The sequence below is a fragment of the Cytophagales bacterium genome (genome assembly GCA_019456305.1).
Lineage (GTDB): Bacteria > Bacteroidota > Bacteroidia > Cytophagales > VRUD01 > VRUD01.
Genome location: VRUD01000043.1, coordinates 19,083 through 35,725 on the forward strand (window position 1 = coordinate 19,083; position 16,643 = coordinate 35,725).

Annotated in this window: 12 protein-coding genes; 2 read left to right on the forward strand and 10 right to left on the reverse strand. The window is 37.9% G+C overall.

Features of this window, described 5'->3' with window-relative positions:
- Positions 1-82: 82 nt before the first annotated feature.
- The 10 genes from FVQ77_10375 to FVQ77_10420 all read right to left on the reverse strand — a co-directional run bounded on the left by FVQ77_10375 (position 83) and on the right by FVQ77_10420 (position 14,669).
- On the reverse strand, positions 83-1,033 hold the full coding sequence (locus FVQ77_10375; protein MBW8050717.1) for a YihY/virulence factor BrkB family protein: 951 nt from the start codon (positions 1,031-1,033) through the stop codon (positions 83-85).
- Between the two features lie 5 nt (positions 1,034-1,038).
- Positions 1,039-1,497 carry an acyl-CoA thioesterase gene (locus FVQ77_10380; protein ID MBW8050718.1) on the reverse strand — a complete coding sequence of 153 codons (459 nt, stop codon included), beginning with the start codon at positions 1,495-1,497 and terminating at the stop codon, positions 1,039-1,041.
- Positions 1,498-1,731: 234 nt separating this feature from the next.
- Positions 1,732-2,817: an endolytic transglycosylase MltG gene (mltG, locus tag FVQ77_10385; GenBank protein ID MBW8050719.1), complete on the reverse strand. Its 1,086-nt coding sequence runs from the start codon at positions 2,815-2,817 to the stop codon at positions 1,732-1,734.
- Between the two features lie 44 nt (positions 2,818-2,861).
- Entirely contained in the window at positions 2,862-5,726 is a 2,865-nt protein-coding gene (locus tag FVQ77_10390; protein ID MBW8050720.1) for a T9SS type A sorting domain-containing protein, read from the reverse strand.
- A 302-nt stretch (positions 5,727-6,028) separates the two neighbouring features.
- Entirely contained in the window at positions 6,029-6,217 is a 189-nt protein-coding gene (locus FVQ77_10395) for a hypothetical protein (protein ID MBW8050721.1), read from the reverse strand.
- 88 nt (positions 6,218-6,305) lie between these two features.
- Positions 6,306-10,070, reverse strand: a complete 3,765-nt coding sequence (locus FVQ77_10400; protein MBW8050722.1) for a T9SS type A sorting domain-containing protein — start codon at positions 10,068-10,070, stop codon at positions 6,306-6,308.
- 153 nt (positions 10,071-10,223) lie between these two features.
- Positions 10,224-10,415, reverse strand: coding sequence for a hypothetical protein (locus FVQ77_10405; protein MBW8050723.1), 192 nt, complete (start codon positions 10,413-10,415; stop codon positions 10,224-10,226).
- A gap of 93 nt (positions 10,416-10,508) precedes the next feature.
- On the reverse strand, positions 10,509-13,457 hold the full coding sequence (locus FVQ77_10410) for a T9SS type A sorting domain-containing protein (protein MBW8050724.1): 2,949 nt from the start codon (positions 13,455-13,457) through the stop codon (positions 10,509-10,511).
- 191 nt (positions 13,458-13,648) lie between these two features.
- Positions 13,649-14,353, reverse strand: a complete 705-nt coding sequence (locus FVQ77_10415) for a JAB domain-containing protein (GenBank protein MBW8050725.1) — start codon at positions 14,351-14,353, stop codon at positions 13,649-13,651.
- A gap of 64 nt (positions 14,354-14,417) precedes the next feature.
- The gene (locus FVQ77_10420; GenBank protein ID MBW8050726.1) at positions 14,418-14,669 is read right to left on the reverse strand and encodes a 30S ribosomal protein S20; all 252 of its coding nucleotides are present in this window, start codon (positions 14,667-14,669) and stop codon (positions 14,418-14,420) included.
- Between the two features lie 488 nt (positions 14,670-15,157).
- On the opposite strand from FVQ77_10420, the gene FVQ77_10425 reads away from it, so the two are divergent.
- Both FVQ77_10425 and FVQ77_10430 read left to right on the forward strand, forming a co-directional pair.
- Entirely contained in the window at positions 15,158-15,673 is a 516-nt protein-coding gene (locus FVQ77_10425) for a hypothetical protein (GenBank protein MBW8050727.1), read from the forward strand.
- Between the two features lie 8 nt (positions 15,674-15,681).
- Entirely contained in the window at positions 15,682-16,470 is a 789-nt protein-coding gene (locus FVQ77_10430) for a YdcF family protein (GenBank protein MBW8050728.1), read from the forward strand.
- The last annotated feature ends 173 nt before the right edge of the window (positions 16,471-16,643 follow it).

Consider the following 16,643-nt stretch of genomic DNA (forward strand, 5'->3'; position numbering starts at 1 on the left):
TATTGTCTATTGTCTATTGTCTATTGTCTATTGTCTATTGTCTATTGTCTATTGTCTATTGTCTATTGTCTATTGTCTATTGTCAATCTCCTAATGTCAATTGATTGCTGCCTACTGATTTCTCCACATCACGTTTAGCTGCGTCAATACTCGCATTGATCTCAAAACCGATCAATAAGACCATAGAAATAACAAACAACCAGAGCATCAGGCCAATTAAGGCTCCTATTGAGCCGTAAAGTTTGTTATATGCTGCGAAGTTATTGATATAAAATGAGAATACCCAGGAAATAACGATGCTCAATAAGGTAGCTATGAATGAGCCGACTGAAAAAAAACGCCAGCGCGTGGCTACAGCAGGAGCAAAGTAATAGATCAGCGAAATAGCAAAGAAAAATACCAGAATGATCACTACATATTTGAGAAGAATTATTAAATAATATACAAGACCAGGGAGTAAATCGTGTAGTAAGCTACCAATAAGCACCTTACCTAAGATCAAAAAAGCTATAGAGAGGAATAAAATAAATGCTAAAAGAAAAGTCAGCAGGGTAGCCACAAGCCTTATCTTAATAAAGCCTCTTTTTTCAGATGTTTTATAGCATTTATTAAATGCCTGCATCAAAGCCATCATACCGTTGGTAGCAAGGAACAGAGAAAAAATAAATCCAAAAGAAAGCAATCCTCCCCTGGGTTTGCTTATAATATCTTCAATAGTAGAAGCTGCTACCACATAGATGCTCTCAGGCATAACCTCTTTCAGAAATTTCATAATATGTAAGCTTAGATCAGGGATAGGGACATAGGGTAAAAGGGTAAACAAGAAAATAATACCCGGAAAGATTGCTAACGTAAAATTAAATGCCACTGCGCCCGCCTTTTCCTGAATAGCATCTTTTCTTAGCTGTTGGATGAACAGTAACACCACATTATATAAAGGTATTTTACTACCTATAAAATAAGTCCTCTTAAGAAAATTAATAAGTTGCTTGTATCTGTAATGATCCAATAGTCTTCTGTACAGTCCCTTCATAATCCTTACATTGTTTGAAAATAAGGTAACATCTTTTCAATAAAATATTGGGGTGGTTTACAGGGTTTCCCATTTTGCAAGTTTACAAAAACCAAGGTAGTTTCTCCAATATTTAATAACCTTTTATGCTCATCGGCCTCCTCTACCCTACCCGACCCGTCTTTAAATTCACTTACTGAAAATACCTCGTACTCAAAATGAATTCTAACGGTAGGTAATTTCCTGATAACAGTTCTGATAATTAAAAGGTCATCATACTTAGCAGGTTTAATGAACTTTATTTTTAAATCCAAAACCGGCATCATTACCCCTGAGTCTTCTAATTTTTTATAGCTCAATCCTAACTTCCTGAAGGTTTCCACCCTCCCTATCTCGTAATAAGTTGAATAGTGGCCATAATAAACATAGCCCATCTTATCGGTTTCTGCATAACGAACTCTTATGTTTGTTTCATGACAAAACATACTTCAATTTCGAATTTTGGAACCACTAATTACACGAATTACACTAATAAAGAGTTTCACTAATTTAGTGTAATTAGTGTAATTAGTGGTTTCGTGTTTTGGGTTTCTGGTTTCTGGTTTCTGCATACTGCTTACTGCATACTGCGACATAAATGTCGCGTTACAGATTGCCTACTGTCAATTGTCAATTGTCAATTGTCTATTGTCTATTGTCTATTGCCTATTGTCTATTGCCTATTGTCTATTGTCTACTGCCTGCTGACTATCCTTCCCTTTCCTTATTTCATTACTTAAAGCCTTCTGATACAGCCTGGCATTGTTTAAATGTTGCTCTATTGTTTGAGCAAAATTATGATAACCTGAAAAATCTTCTTTAGCACAAAAATATAAATAATCATGTTTTTCATAATTCAATACTGCCTCAATAGAAGATATAGTGGGCAAATTTATAGGACCTGGAGGCAATCCTCTGTATTTGTAAGTGTTATATGGTGAGTTAATTTTCTTGTGCCTGGCAAGCACTCTTTTTATCGAAAAATCTCCAAGAGCAAATACTACAGTAGGATCTGCTTGCAGGCGCATGTTTTTTCTTAATCTGTTAATATACACTCCGGCAACACGTAGCCGTTCATCAGTCATTTGCGTTTCTGCCTCTACTATAGATGCCAATATAGCCACTTCAACAGGCGTCATTTTCAACACATCAGCTTGTCGTTTTTTATCTTCGCTCCAGAACGCATTGTATTCATTGTACATTTTTTCTATCAAGCCTTCTACTGTTATGGTCCAGTAAACTTCATAGGTGTTGGGAATAAACATGCTCATAAAAGTATTGGTATCAAACCCGTATCTTTCTGCTGTTTCTCTATCAGAAAGGATTTGTTCAATTTCTGATAGGGTTGGCTGAACATATTTAGCAAGCTTTTCAGCTAACTCACCTTTTAATCTAATATTATTAAAAGTCAGTTTTACAGGCGTTTGCATACCGGCACGAAGTGTGCGAATGGTTTTCAGGTTACTCCATTGATCTTTGATTAAATATCGCCCAGGCTTGACGTTGTCAGTATAATTCAAAAGTTTTGCAAGAAAACGGAATGATATGATATCTTGTAATAATTTTTTTTTGACAAGCGTGTCCATTACCGTTTCAAAATCTGCTCCCGTAGGTATGTATATTGATATTTCCTTTCTGCTGGCAGATACGCTATCCTGGTCTATTGTAATATTTGGAGTGAATAAGACTTGATAAGAATAAAATACAGCGGTAATCAGCGTAATTGAAAAAAAAAGGAAAAGTCCGATAGCTAAATTTGAGCGCATAGTGCATAGCCCCGCCAGTTGGCGGGGCTATGCGCTATGCGAATTTACCTAGCCACATTTACCTTTCTTGTGATTACCTGATCGGTCGTTTGAACTTTAATAAAATAGGTTCCCTTTAATAACCCGGAAAGGTCAATTGATGTAAATTCATTAGTATTAGCAATTTCAGTTACAACCTCCCCTAATAAGTTAAGTACAGAAATATTTACTCCTTTAGGCCCTTCTTTTATCCAACCAGGGTTTGTAGAGACGTTGCATGGAACGTCTCTACAAAAATTTGTTATTTCAATATTTAAAATACCGGTAGTAGGGTTAGGATACAACCTGATGTTATTAGCCGCGCCAAAAAGTTCGCTTATTCCAACAGGACATAAAGCTGTATCAATTTGAACAGTAACTATTGTAGAATTTACACAGTTATTAGCGTCTATGCCATCTACGGTGTACGTAGTATTCACAGTTGGAAAGGCAGACACAAAAGCGCCGGAAGCAGCACTCAAAGTGGCTGTTGGTGACCATGTATAGCTAACGGCTCCACTTGCAGTTAATGTCACTGAATCTCCATTACCACAAACCGAACCAGGATCAGGAGTTACGGAAATAACAGGGTTTGAATTTACTGTGATTGGCGTTGGTGGTGATGTACTGGTGTCGGTGCATCCAAATGCTGTTAAAGTAACATTAAAAGTACCTGCAGAATCAAAAGTAACGATTGGATTTTGGAGATTTGATGTATTTGGTGCACCTCCTGGAAACGACCAGGCATAACCAATTGCGTTAACAGAAAAGTTTGTAAAAGTAACCGTAATGCTATCACATCCACTTGTAGTGTCTGCCGTAAAAACAGCAAAAGCTGCACCACTGCTTATTTGAACCGAAACTGTAACAGTGTCTGCGCAACCAAAAGCATCCGTACCTACTACTGTATAAGTAGTATTAGTTGCCGGTGAAGCCATTACTGAACTGCCGGTGGTATCACTTAATCCGGCAGATGGGGTCCAGGTATAGTTTACAGCGCCATTTGCAGTTAACATTACCGAATCAACCCCTGCGGTGCAAATGTAACCGGGATCAGGCGTTACAGAGATGTTAAGAGGTGCCGGCTCTGTAATAATAACTATTGCAGAATCTACGCTGCCTACATTGTCTGTTACCACAACAGTATATGTTCCTGCACAAAGGCTCGTAGCCGTAGCAGTAGTTTGGTTAGCAGGATCATTCCATTGATATGTATAGGGAGATGCACCCGCAGATGCCAATACAACTGCTTGACCATCACAAAAACCATTACACGAGGCATCGGTTGAAGCTATTATTGAAGCATTTAAAGGAGCAGTAGTAGAAATATTTGCTCTAAGCAAATAAGTAACATTAAAACCATAATCTTCTGATGGTTTCCAGGGATTTACCCCAAAAATCACCCAACCCGCAACTGGTGTGAAGAAATTAGTTGTTGTACCCAGCGTTACATTACCAGAATCTAATTCATTTACGCCTAAGAAATATGTTCCCGGTGTTAATGCTACAGGGCCCCCAATAAGAGGTAATGTATACCATCCGCTACCTGTAATAGTGATCACAGGTGTAGATGCGATAATGGTTGTTGGTGTAGTTAAAAAATCGTAAATATCGACAGACATTGTATCACCTACGATGGGATTATTTAAGAAGAAGGAAACTGATGTTAGATCAGCCGTAGCATTGATCTGAAAAATTTGACCCAATGTTCCGGTAGATCCAGGCCCAATACCCAAAGCACCGGTATTAGACCCGTCTTCTCTTGCATATACCGTATCGCTTATTTCAAATATATTTGTTCCTGAATTATTGGTTAAATTTGATTCAGGTTCAGTTACAGTTAAGTTATAATCAACGTTATAAAGACCTGTATCAATTGGTACAAAAGGAGTCGTTGTCGTCAAATTAACCGTAGCTGATGGAGTTAAAGAAGCTACAATAATGCTATCAGTAAATAATCCTGCATTAATATCTACATTTAATGTAACATTCGTTAAGGCATTGACACCATTATTTTTAGCATTGGCACTGAATGTATAGCCCTGAACCTGAGGCAAAGGGGTAATATAATATTCGGATGAGACGGAAGTATTAATTAACCGGATATCAAATTGAGAGGGTGCGGAAAGATTGGTATACATTGGAAATATAGCAAACGAAACATCACCAGAGAGATATCGTTGGGCCAAGGTGATCCATGACAAGTCGCTACGCTGTACCCATGCTGTATTTACGGGAGGGGTACCAAAAGTATTCTGATATAAACCTACTGTATCATTCCAGGGAGTATAGTATAATTGAATTCCTACATAAAAATCATTTAATATTAAAATAGATGAATCAAAGAGTACTTCAGTATATTGGCTAAGTAATACATCATTGGCAATCTGGTAAATAGGTATATCTTTTGAAATAAGAATATTACCTGGCTCTCCCAGAGGCCCTGTATTATCCCAGATATTTACAGTAATTACTGAAGTGGTATCGTTATTGGTAGCGCGGGCAAATGATAATACGACCCCGCAAATATCAAGTGAGTCAAAATTGGTGTAAAATTCAGCCATAGCCAAATCTCCCGTCCAGTTATGACCACTGACCCAGCCAGAATCGCATGGCGCTTGTGATTCAGGGCAATAAATGGTAGGGGCACCAGTTCCATCTAAAAGCCAATTAAACAATGTGTCTGCGCCACAGGCAGTTGATAAATCATTATTGGAACTGGAAAGCCGGTGATCTGATTTGTTTAATTGATGCTTCTCAATACCTTGATTGCAGCCTTTGTTAAATTGAATTTTTTGCTTTTGCAGCATTGACTGTCCGTTTACTCCAAAAGGCAATACCATTGCTATAAAAATGAGCAATGCACTGGTTTTTGTTGTTTTAAGGTTCATGATTTTAAAAATAAAAAGTTAATTACAGAATAGTTAAAAAACATTTAATGCTTTAAAAATGACTTTTTGGAGCAGTCTCAATTATAAAAAAAAATAGGCTGCGAAAGTATTCAAATATTTTTTATTAGCAAACAAAAAATGATTTTTTTTTAAAAAAAAGGTGGCTGAATAAAGTCAGCCACTATTTTGTTATCAGTGATCTTTTCGCGTCTCGTTTTTTTCTAAATAATTATGAATAATCATCATTACTATCATGAAAACTACAAATACGACTCCTGTTATTGCTACGATTTCCATAATTTTTAACTCCTCTTTTTAATAAAAAAATATCCCGATATAAACAAAATTATTGAAGTGATCAAACTAATAATTAACAAATCGTATTGTATCCCTTTTTCTTTCACCATTATTATTTGACCAAATACGAATGCTATAAGAATGATCTTTCCAATATCAGAAGATAATTTTGCTATATATTCTCTTCTATCCATATAAAAAAATAGGGGATTGAACGTTAATTCATCCCCTATTTTCGTAATCAACTTTGGTTGCCGGAATACCATTCCGGCCTACATTTATTTAATTGTTAAGATTCACTTTCTTAACTAATACCTGGTTAGCTGTTTGAATCCTTACAAGGTAAGCGCCTCTTGGCTCACCTGAAAGATCAATGACATAATGATCTTTTGTCAATTCAATGCCATGAGTAATCTCATAGACCAAACTGCCGATAATACTATAAATCTTTATTGATGTTACTTTCATATCAGCATCTACATCAAGATTCAGAATACCGGTAGTTGGGTTAGGATAGAGATTGATGCTGTTAGCTGCATTAATGAGTTCCATTACTCCAACCGGGCACGAAACTACGTTGATGGACTGGGTAGCAGAATCTTTACAACCAGTTACACCATCCGTATAGGTATAGGTAATAGTATGAGTACCAACACCTGCTGCTTGCGCATCGAAATTGCCACCATTTACATTTGGCCCGGAATAAGTACCTGCTGCAGGACTTCCACCTGTTAATGCAAGCGCAGTGATTGTATCACACACATTTGCTAACGCAGTAAAAGTAACAGTTGGTAACGAATCAACAGTTATATAACCTGACATGATGATGATACTATCTAAACCACCACATCCAAATGCTGTTAAAGTTACATTCCAAACACCTACAGTATCATAAGTAACAACCGGATTCTGAAGGTTTGAAGTGTCGGGTGTTCCACCCGGGAATAACCAGCTATACCCGATTGCATTTGTAGAAGTACTTCCATCAAATGTAACCGTGACACTTCCACAGCCGCTTGTTACATCTGCTGTAAACAATGCAACGGCTCCTGCTGCACTTATCATTACATCAACCATGGTACTGTCAATACAACCAACCGCGTCAGTACCTACTACTGTATAAGTTGTATTTATTGTCGGGTTAGCATATACAATATCACCTGTAGTAGCGCTTAAGTCTGTTGGCGGTGACCATGCGTAGGATACAGCGCCGCTTGCTGTTAACATTACCGAATCTCCAGTGCCACATACGACACCAGGACTTGGCGTTACTGAAATAACAGGTAACAGATTGACCGTTACGGTGGTTACTGCTGATGTGTCATAACAACCAAAGGCAGTCCAAACAACCACCTGATAATCTCCACCAACAGATGCATTATAGGTCGTGTCTGTTGTAGTAGTGGATACACTATTTAACAACCAGTCATAGTTGGTAATACCAACAGTATCTGATACTAAATCCACACTGTCACCGGCACAGAAGGTGGTTGGGCCGCCTGGTGTAATATTGGCTGTTGGTACAGGATTGACCGTAATGTAGCCGGTCTTTGTGATCGTACTATCCGAAGCACCGCAGCCATAAGCTGTTAACGTAACATTATAGGTACCTGCCGTATCATAAGTTACGACCGGATTTTGGGTAGTTGACGAATCCGGAGTACCTCCCTGGAACACCCAAAGAAACCCGGTAAAACTACCGGTGGTAGTATTGTTCATTATAACAGAAGAACCTTCACAGACTGAAGTAGTGTCTGCTGTAAAAGATGCCACAGGTACAGCAACACTTAACTGAACTGCAACGGTTGTAGTATCTGTACAACCATTAGCATCCGTACCAATTACGGTATAAACTGTATCTGCTGTTGGTAAGATCACAACAGTAGTAAGTGTTGTATCATTTATTTCATAATTCGGTGCCCAGGCATAGGTAGCGGCACCGCTTGCTGTAAGCATTACTGTGTCTAACGGTGCACAATATGTGCCGGGACTGGGTGTTACACTCACAACAGGCAGTGGGTTAACCACTACTGTATCAACTGCTGAAGTGTCAACACAACCAGACGTATCTGTTGCAACCACCTGGTAATTTCCCGAAGACGCTGCGTAATAGTTGATACCTGTTGTACCGGTTGTAGCGCCATTCATCAACCAATCATAGCTTGTTGCAGTATCGGAAACCAATTCCACGCTATCACCTGCACAGAGGGTAATAGGTCCGCTTGCTATAACGTTGACTACGTATGGAGCCGGCTCAATGATTGTAACCATTGCAGAAACGCTATCTCCGGCAGCATCCCATACCCAAACAGTATGAGCACCGGCACAAAGACCAACTGCACTATCAGTAGTTTGCGCATCGGACCATAAATATGTGTAAGGGGACGTTCCACCCGTAGCAGTTACTACTGCCCATCCATCACATGGGCCATTGGCCTTATTACAGGTCGCATCTGCTGAATCTGTGATTGCGGCTGATAATAGTAGAACTGGTGCAAAATTTGGTCGTATGATCAATGACAGGGGATTGCCTAAACTAAAAAATGAAGCTCCTCCATCAACACTGGCAAATTTAACACCAGGAGTAAAAATATTATCAGAGTAAACAGTTGCAATATTACCTGTAGTATTATATGCTTGAATTCCTACAAAATAATCACCAGCTGCTAAATTCAAAGGTCCACCACTTATTGGTAAGGTTAATACTACATTTGGCGTATCAGCTGGTGTAAAAATATATTGTGACGAAAAGCCTACAAGGGTGTTTGGCAAACCAGCGACCATATCATATACTACCAACCTCATAGTATCCAACACGTTTCCAGATGGCCAACCTGTGATGCTATTCAAATCATCTGGCGTCTGCAAGCTATAAGTCTGACCAAAAATATATGGATTTCCTGCCCCAGCCCAAAGTGCACCTGCTCCAATGCCATCGTCCCTTGCATAAATTGTGTCAGAAATAAAACTCCACTGATAAGATAACATCGTATCATTAGAAGTATTGGCATCTGCTTCAGTAATGGAAACGATATATTCAGCATAAAATATCTCACCGCCTGCAGGTGTATAGCTAACCGTTAAATTGGTATCTAAACCAGGCGCTAATGAAGCCACAGTTGAGCTTGTACCTGTAAAGAAATTAGTGAATGAAGTGTCATATAGATTAACCGTTAAAAGCACATTGGTTACAGCATTTATACCAAGGTTAGAAATAGTTGCTTCCAAATTTAACGGATTAGCATGCTTTATTGGGATCCAAGTATATTTTAAATTCTCATAAGTAATAGCTGCATCAAAGGGGACTAAGTCAGAAATTGAAATATCATCTACCATCCATGAGTAATCGCATCCACTCGCAGTAGATTGGTATGTAAACTTAAGATAAACAGTTAACTGACTACCGGCTACAGCGGAAATATCTATACTTATAAAGTCAGGATTAAGCGTCAGATCATTATCTGCCATACCAGTATTTATAATATAATCTGTCCATACTGTACTATCATTACTAACTGAAACAATTGTAGTACTGGACATCCATTTTGCATAATATTGTTCAAATTCCAATACAACATTTGGATTTAAAGATAAATCAATAGCAGAAGTAATAAAACTGGCATCCTGATTACCACTACACAATAAGTCAGAATCAAATAACATATATCCATTGGCTGTTGTTGTTGAATTAATAGGGCCAATAGGGAACGCGCCTTGCGGCCCGGTAGTGCTGTATATCCACATATCTGCACCTACGTTGGCAACGTTAGCCCATCCTGGAGGAATACCTCCTGCGAAGTCCTCAGACCATATTATAGCAGGTTTTTTTGTGGGTGTCGCAGTAATATTAGCTTTCTTGTTAAAGTTTTTAGCATTCTGTAAAAAAGCTTTTTGAGTTTTCAACGTTTGTTTATTGTCAGGTAAACTTTTGGAGCTTACCGGTTGTAATTTCTGTTTTTGTAATTTTTGCTGTGCAAATGCACCAAACTGCCCAAACATTAAAGCGCTGATCAAAAGCGCTTTTACGGAAGTAATTTTTGTTTTCATAATAAGTAAGTTGGTTAAAGTTTAAAAAGTTAAAAGGTTAAAAGGTTATCAAGTATGTACAAAGAATTTTAATTATAAAAATCAGGTTGCAAAGGTATTTTAAATATTTGATATAAACAAAATAAAATTATTTTTTTTAAAAAAAGGTTAACATTAACTTTCTTTGCCTTTGTTTTTGATTAAATAAATCCACTTTGTAATTGCATAACCTATTTTGACAATAGTATAAATCCCAACTAAAATCATTAATAGGAGTTCAACATATGGGTTCATTTCAATGAGTTCAACCAAAAATATAGCTGCTAACAAAGGTAATATGTCTAATATGTTGTTCTCTGTTCCCATATTTAATAAATAATTGCTTGCAAAGTTATATTAAGTTTTTCTATTAACAAAAAAAGAGGGGCTGAGTTTTGATCCAGCCCCCCTGTTAAAAAATTATTTACCGGTATTAAGACCAACTTTGGTGGTAATAACCCTATCATCAGTCTCTACTTTTATGATATAAGCGCCTGATGGATAATTTGAGAGCTCAATTGCAAATTGATTTTTCGTCAAACCGCTATTATTAGTTAGATCCAAAACCAGGTTGCCAATAATATTGTAAACCTTAATTGATCTTACTTTTAGTTCATTACCCACATCAATATTTATAATACCGGTGGTTGGGTTAGGATAGAACCTGATGCTGTTAGCTGCATCAAATAGTTCGCTTACGCCAACAGGACATAAAGTTGTATCAATTTGAACCAACACTGTTGTAGCATCTATACATCCATTAGTGTCAGTACCTACTACTGTGTATGTAGTATTCACCGTTGGGAAAGCTGATACAACTGCACCTGTAGCAGCACTCAAAGAAGCAGAAGGTGACCACGTATAGCTAACGGCACCACTGGCAGTTAATGTCACTGAATCTCCGTTGCTGCCACAAACGCTACCAGGTGCCACAGCAATAACAGGTAGAAGATTTACAGTCACTGTTACAGTTGCCGATGTATCTACACATCCGGATGCATTGGTTGCAACTACATTGTAATCCCCGGAAGTGCTTGCATAGTAATTGATACCCGTTACTCCTGTAGGTACATTATTAAGCAGCCAATCGTAGGTAGTTGCAGGGTCAGAAACCAGCTCTACACTATCCCCACACAAGGTAGTTGAACCACCCGGTGTAATACTAATTATAAATAGAGGAGGTTCATTGATAGTAACAAATACTGCAGCGCTATCAGTACCGGCAGAATCCCAAATCCACACGGTATAAGTACCTGCACAAAGTCCCGTTGCTGTATCATTAGTTTGAGTAGTTGAATCATCCCACAAATATGTAAAAGGCCCTGTTCCACTTAAAACAGATACAGCAGCCTCTCCGTCACAAAACCCGTTACATGTAACATCAGTTATAAAAGTGATGGATACACTTACAGTTCCGACATTTACTAAAACACTGTCAGAAAATGTACAACCATTGATATCTGTTACATCTACGGTATAAGTCCCTCCCGGAATACTGTCAATTGTAGTAGTTGTATCACCCGTATTCCACGAATAGGTATAAGGAGGTGTACCACCACCTGCCAAAACAGACGCCGTACCAACACCTGCACCGGTAGTGTCATTTGTGGATGACATTACTGCGGTTATTGCAGTGGGTTGATTAATAGTAACCGTTGCAAGAGCGCTATCTCCGGCAGCATCCCAAACCCAAACAGTATGAGCACCGGCACAAAGACCAACTGCACTATCAGTAGTTTGCCCATCGGACCATAAATATGTGTAAGTGGGCGTTCCATCCATAGCAGCTACTACTGCCCATCCATCACATGGGCCATTGGCGTTATTACAGGTCGCATCTGCTGAATCTGTAATTGCAGCACTAAGAGGAGGAGCAAAATTAAGTCTTATAAAAGGTGTAAACGAACTTGTACCCCAAGGCGGCCCGCCAGGAGGCAAAGCCATAACGCTTCCGGTTGGCTGGTTATAGTCAGTTCCCGTAGCAAAAATAACATCTGACGCTCCATTGAGACTGGCTACAGAAGCATAATATATACCTGGAGTCAGGATTGGTTTATTTAATAAAGACAGGGGTATAAATCCTGTAGCAATATCACCAGCTTGTATGGTAAATACAACAGATGAATCTATTACAGTCGTTAAACTAACATCATAGAGTTTTGCTTTAAGTGTACCACCTGCAACAGTTGACCCCTGGAGAAAAACGGATATAGACCTAACTTCTTGTGTATCTACTATTTCAAAAGCAATAGCAAAAGCAAAGGCGCTCCCAGGACCAAACCAAACTCCATTACCTGTGTAATTACCATTATCTCTGGCAAATACAGTGTCAGATACACCAAAAGCACTAGATAATGTATCATTAGCTGGATTTTCATCAACAGAATCTGAACTTACGGTAAAATTCACTGCGTAACTGCCAATTGTTGAGGGAGTATAAGTAGTGGTTACAGTTAAAAGTGAATCTACTCCCGGCAATAATGTAAGAGGTGCACTATTCCCGGAAAAGGTGCCGGCACCTGTAACAGTAGCATTAAGTGTAACATTTGGCTGGGAGTTAACACCAGTATTATCGACTCTACCTTCAAAAGTTATAGGGAAAGCTTGAGTTAAAGGTATTAAAGAATAGGAAGTAGAAAATATTGAATTTAAAACAAGTTCGTTATTGAGGTTTATATCCACCACAATATCATCTATTAACCAATACCATGAATAGTCTCCCGTAAAATTGAATTTGATCACAATACTATCATTGCCAGCTGCAATGGATGAAATATCAATACTTTCTAATTGGCCATTAGCAGTTGAGGAAGCAAACCAGCTTGCTACTGAGGTATAAGTAGTTCCCCCATTATTACTAACAAATACTTCCGCAGCGCCACCAAACCCAGCTCGAAAATAATGGCTAAAAGTCAAACTAACCGAAGGAAGCGCAGAAGCGTCAATCATGGGTGTTATCAAATCAGCATTTTCAGCGTTGAAGTCATCACCAAAACCATCAGAATCAAAAAAAACAAAACCATTTGCTCCGGTTGGAGATGATAAAGTAGTTGCATCAGCAGTGCTGAATCCTGTCTGCCACAATCCACCAGGAGGTAAATTATCAATATTTGACCAAGTGCCAGGAATTCCTACAGCAAAATCTTCAGTGAAGATGGGTGCTACTAAAGTTTTGGGAGAAGATGCTTTAACTGCTTTTGGTGAAACATTGAATTGTTGATTAGCACTATTAAAAGATTTGGACAATGCTTTGGAACCTTTAAGCTGTAATTTCTGAATTTGTAAACTTTGTTGTGCATTCACACCAAACTGCACAAGCATTAAAGCGCTGATCAAAAGCGCTGTTACGGAAGTAATTTTTGTTTTCATAATAAGTAAGTTGTTAAATAGTTATCAAGGATGTACAAAGAATTTTAATTATAAAAATCAGGTTGCAAAGGTATTTCAAATGTTTTTTATTAGCAAACAAAAAATGTTTTTTTTTCTTTTTAAGTTGAAAATCTTTTTTTTCTTCTACTCAACAAAGCATAATAACCCTTATTTATGCAACGAAATACTAGTTACATCCGATCCTCATCCGCAAAGCTATAGTACCCGTTATCAGTAAAGATCAAATGATCAAGCACCTGGATTTCGAGTAGCTTTCCAGCCTCTATTAAATTTTTAGTTAAGCGTATATCAGCGCCACTAGGTTTTAGATTTCCCGATGGATGGTTATGTATCATGACAATTCCACTTGCCAGATGATCCAGGGCAAGCTTGAATATTATTTTTGGGTCTGTGATCGTACCCGATAATCCCCCGCTGCTAACAGGTACTTTTTTAATTATACTGTTGGACTTATTGAGCAGCAGCATCCAGAATTCTTCATGGTTATTATCCAACATCTGCGGTTTCATAAGCTCATAAGCATCTTTGGAGCAGGTAATTTTATCTTTTTTTTGAGGTGTGGAGTTTTTTCTTCTTCGTCCGAGCTCCAGTGCGCTTACAATACTTATCGCTTTTGCTTCACCAATACCTTTACTTTTCATCAGATCAGTCACCGATAATTTTGCCAGTTCATTCAGGTCGTTGTTTACCTTTTTTAGTATGAATTTTGCCAGTTCTACAGCATTCTGCGATTTGGTACCCGAACCGATCAGTATTCCAACCAATTCGGCATCACTCAGAGCGGCTTTTCCTTTTAAAAGTAATTTTTCTCTGGGCCTGTCTTCTTGTGCCCAGCTTTGAATGTTAAGTTTCGTGATGTGATTTTCTTCAGACATTATTAGCGCATAGAGCATGGCGCATAGCGCATGGCGCAAAGCGTCAATCGCCATGCGCTACGCGCTATAAACTATTAACAAACTTAGCCAATTTGGATTTATTATTAGCAGCTTTATTTTTGTGAATAATTTTTTTCTTGACGAGCTTATCCAGCGTAGAAGATACGTTGATAAACAGCTTTTCAGCCTCGGCTTTATCATTAGTTGAATTTAATTTTTTAACTAAGGTTCTTGCAGTCTTATGCTGATACCTGTTTTTAAGACGCCTTACCTGGCTTTGTCTTATCCTTTTTATTGCTGATTTGTGTGTTGCCATTTTTTTTTGTAACGATGCCCAAAGTCACAAAAAAACACCAGAAAATCTCTATGCTTGCGCATCCCACCGAATACTCGGGGGGGGTGTCTTTGTCTTTGTGGCGGGTTTTTTTGGCAAATTTACAATTATTTATTAGAAATAGATTCAGTATTTTTTTTTTTTTTGGATTTGGGAGTAAAAAATTATACCTTTGTTGTTTATTAATTTGGGCTTTAGTTTAATGTAGCGTGTTAAACTGTATCTTAGCTCTGTAAATGTACACGAAATTGATAAAATCGGTCCCGAGTACTCGGGAGCAATCGGCAAAAAGGCAAAATTGATAAAGTCGGCAATCGGCAGTCGGCAAAAAAGCAAAAAACAATTGCCGACTGCTCCCGAGTACTCGGGATGGACTGCCGACTGTGGACTGCCGACTTAAAGGTATTCAATGTGATTTTGAAAAATTATGCATTTTGCAACGTTAGTTTAAACTAAAGCCTTAATTTGTTATGTCTTATCGGTTATTATTTCATATCGTATTTCTAACATCTCTTATCATTGTAGGATCGTGTGCTTCGGTTAAGCCTCAGAAACACAAGAAGTACAAATTTGATGATGATCTGACTAATTTCAGACCCAGCTACCAGACTTCAGACACTGTATATCAAGCTGTTAATTTAATGTTCATAGATACCCTGATCATCCCTGAAAAGCATATTAATAGTTCTTTGGACGCTGTTCTTGGACGTATTTCAGAAAACAATAAAGATTTAAAGATCCCGGTTTACAGAGTGCAGGTTTTTTCAAATAAAGATAGAGAAAAGGCTAATCAAGCAAAACGGGATGTTTATCAGAAATTTTTGGATGTTGATGTTGACATAGATTGGCATTCTCCAAATTTCAGGGTAAGAGTCGGAAATTTTATTCACCGCCTTGATGCGCATAGAATGTATGTAGCGTTAAAGGATGATTTCAAAAATGTGCTTATTGTTCCGGAAAAGGTTAAAATAAGTAAAATTAAATAGTACTAAAAATGTTCTTCATTCTTTCGAAGCTTCTTTCTTTTTTATTAATGCCCATCACCTGGATCTTAGGTGTATTTATTTTTTCACTTTTTACTAAAAACACAAAGGGGAAAAAAACTTCTTTAAAGATAGGAATTATCTTATTACTATTTTTTTCAAATCCATTTTTTGTTAACGAGGCTTTCCTTTTATGGGAAATTTCTCCTACCAGGTTATCTGAACTTCAGGATGATTTTGATGTAGGTATCATATTGACAGGCGTTACAAATTCGCTAAAGTCCCCCCGTGACAGGGTATATTTCAATAAGGGAGCTGATAGAGTAATTCATACAATACATCTTTATAAGATGGGTAAAATTAAAAAAATTCTGATCTCCGGAGGTTCAAGCAGTATTATCGGCCCAAAAATTTATGAAGCCAAGTTATTAAGAAAGGTTTTAATTAATTCAGGTATTCCTTATAAGGCAATTATTATTGAAACAAGATCAAGGAACACCCGGGAAAATGCCTTATACAGTACGGAAATATTGAAAAATGGCCTCCCCTGTCCCGATTCACTTAGGAAATGTTCAAAATATTTATTGATCACTTCTGCTTTTCATATGAGACGAGCATTTGATTGTTTTAATAAGACGGGCTTAGATGTAACGCCTTTCAGCGTTGATTTTTATTCTAATGACAGAATGTGGAAGCCTGACCTGATCATTGTACCCAAAGAAAGCGCATTAAACAGATGGAGCGTGTTGGTGCATGAAATATTTGGATATGTTATTTATTGGGTGGTGGGGTATGTTTGATGGAAAATGGAAGATGGTTGATGGATGATGTTTTGATAGTTGAAAGGATTTATTGATTCAGTTGACATTATTAAGCAGGAATGCGATGAGTTTCATACTTCTCTTTGGTAATCGGGTCAGTGTACTCAGTCCACAACTCTTCTGATTTTAGCCTTAGTATTTTGTAATATAAA

Excerpts from the sequence above, each read along its gene's own strand:
- FVQ77_10400 (MBW8050722.1), bottom strand. The coding sequence starts at position 10,070 with ATGAAAACAAAAATTACTTCCGTAAAAGCGCTTTTGATCAGCGCTTTA.
- FVQ77_10395 (MBW8050721.1), bottom strand. The coding sequence starts at position 6,217 with ATGGATAGAAGAGAATATATAGCAAAATTATCTTCTGATATTGGAAAG.
- FVQ77_10420 (MBW8050726.1), bottom strand. The coding sequence starts at position 14,669 with ATGGCAACACACAAATCAGCAATAAAAAGGATAAGACAAAGCCAGGTA.
- FVQ77_10410 (MBW8050724.1), bottom strand. The coding sequence starts at position 13,457 with ATGAAAACAAAAATTACTTCCGTAACAGCGCTTTTGATCAGCGCTTTA.
- FVQ77_10390 (MBW8050720.1), bottom strand. The coding sequence starts at position 5,726 with ATGAACCTTAAAACAACAAAAACCAGTGCATTGCTCATTTTTATAGCA.
- mltG (MBW8050719.1), bottom strand. The coding sequence starts at position 2,817 with ATGCGCTCAAATTTAGCTATCGGACTTTTCCTTTTTTTTTCAATTACG.
- FVQ77_10415 (MBW8050725.1), bottom strand. The coding sequence starts at position 14,353 with ATGTCTGAAGAAAATCACATCACGAAACTTAACATTCAAAGCTGGGCA.
- FVQ77_10380 (MBW8050718.1), bottom strand. The coding sequence starts at position 1,497 with ATGTTTTGTCATGAAACAAACATAAGAGTTCGTTATGCAGAAACCGAT.
- FVQ77_10430 (MBW8050728.1), top strand. The coding sequence starts at position 15,682 with ATGTTCTTCATTCTTTCGAAGCTTCTTTCTTTTTTATTAATGCCCATC.
- FVQ77_10375 (MBW8050717.1), bottom strand. The coding sequence starts at position 1,033 with ATGAAGGGACTGTACAGAAGACTATTGGATCATTACAGATACAAGCAA.
- FVQ77_10405 (MBW8050723.1), bottom strand. The coding sequence starts at position 10,415 with ATGGGAACAGAGAACAACATATTAGACATATTACCTTTGTTAGCAGCT.
- FVQ77_10425 (MBW8050727.1), top strand. The coding sequence starts at position 15,158 with ATGTCTTATCGGTTATTATTTCATATCGTATTTCTAACATCTCTTATC.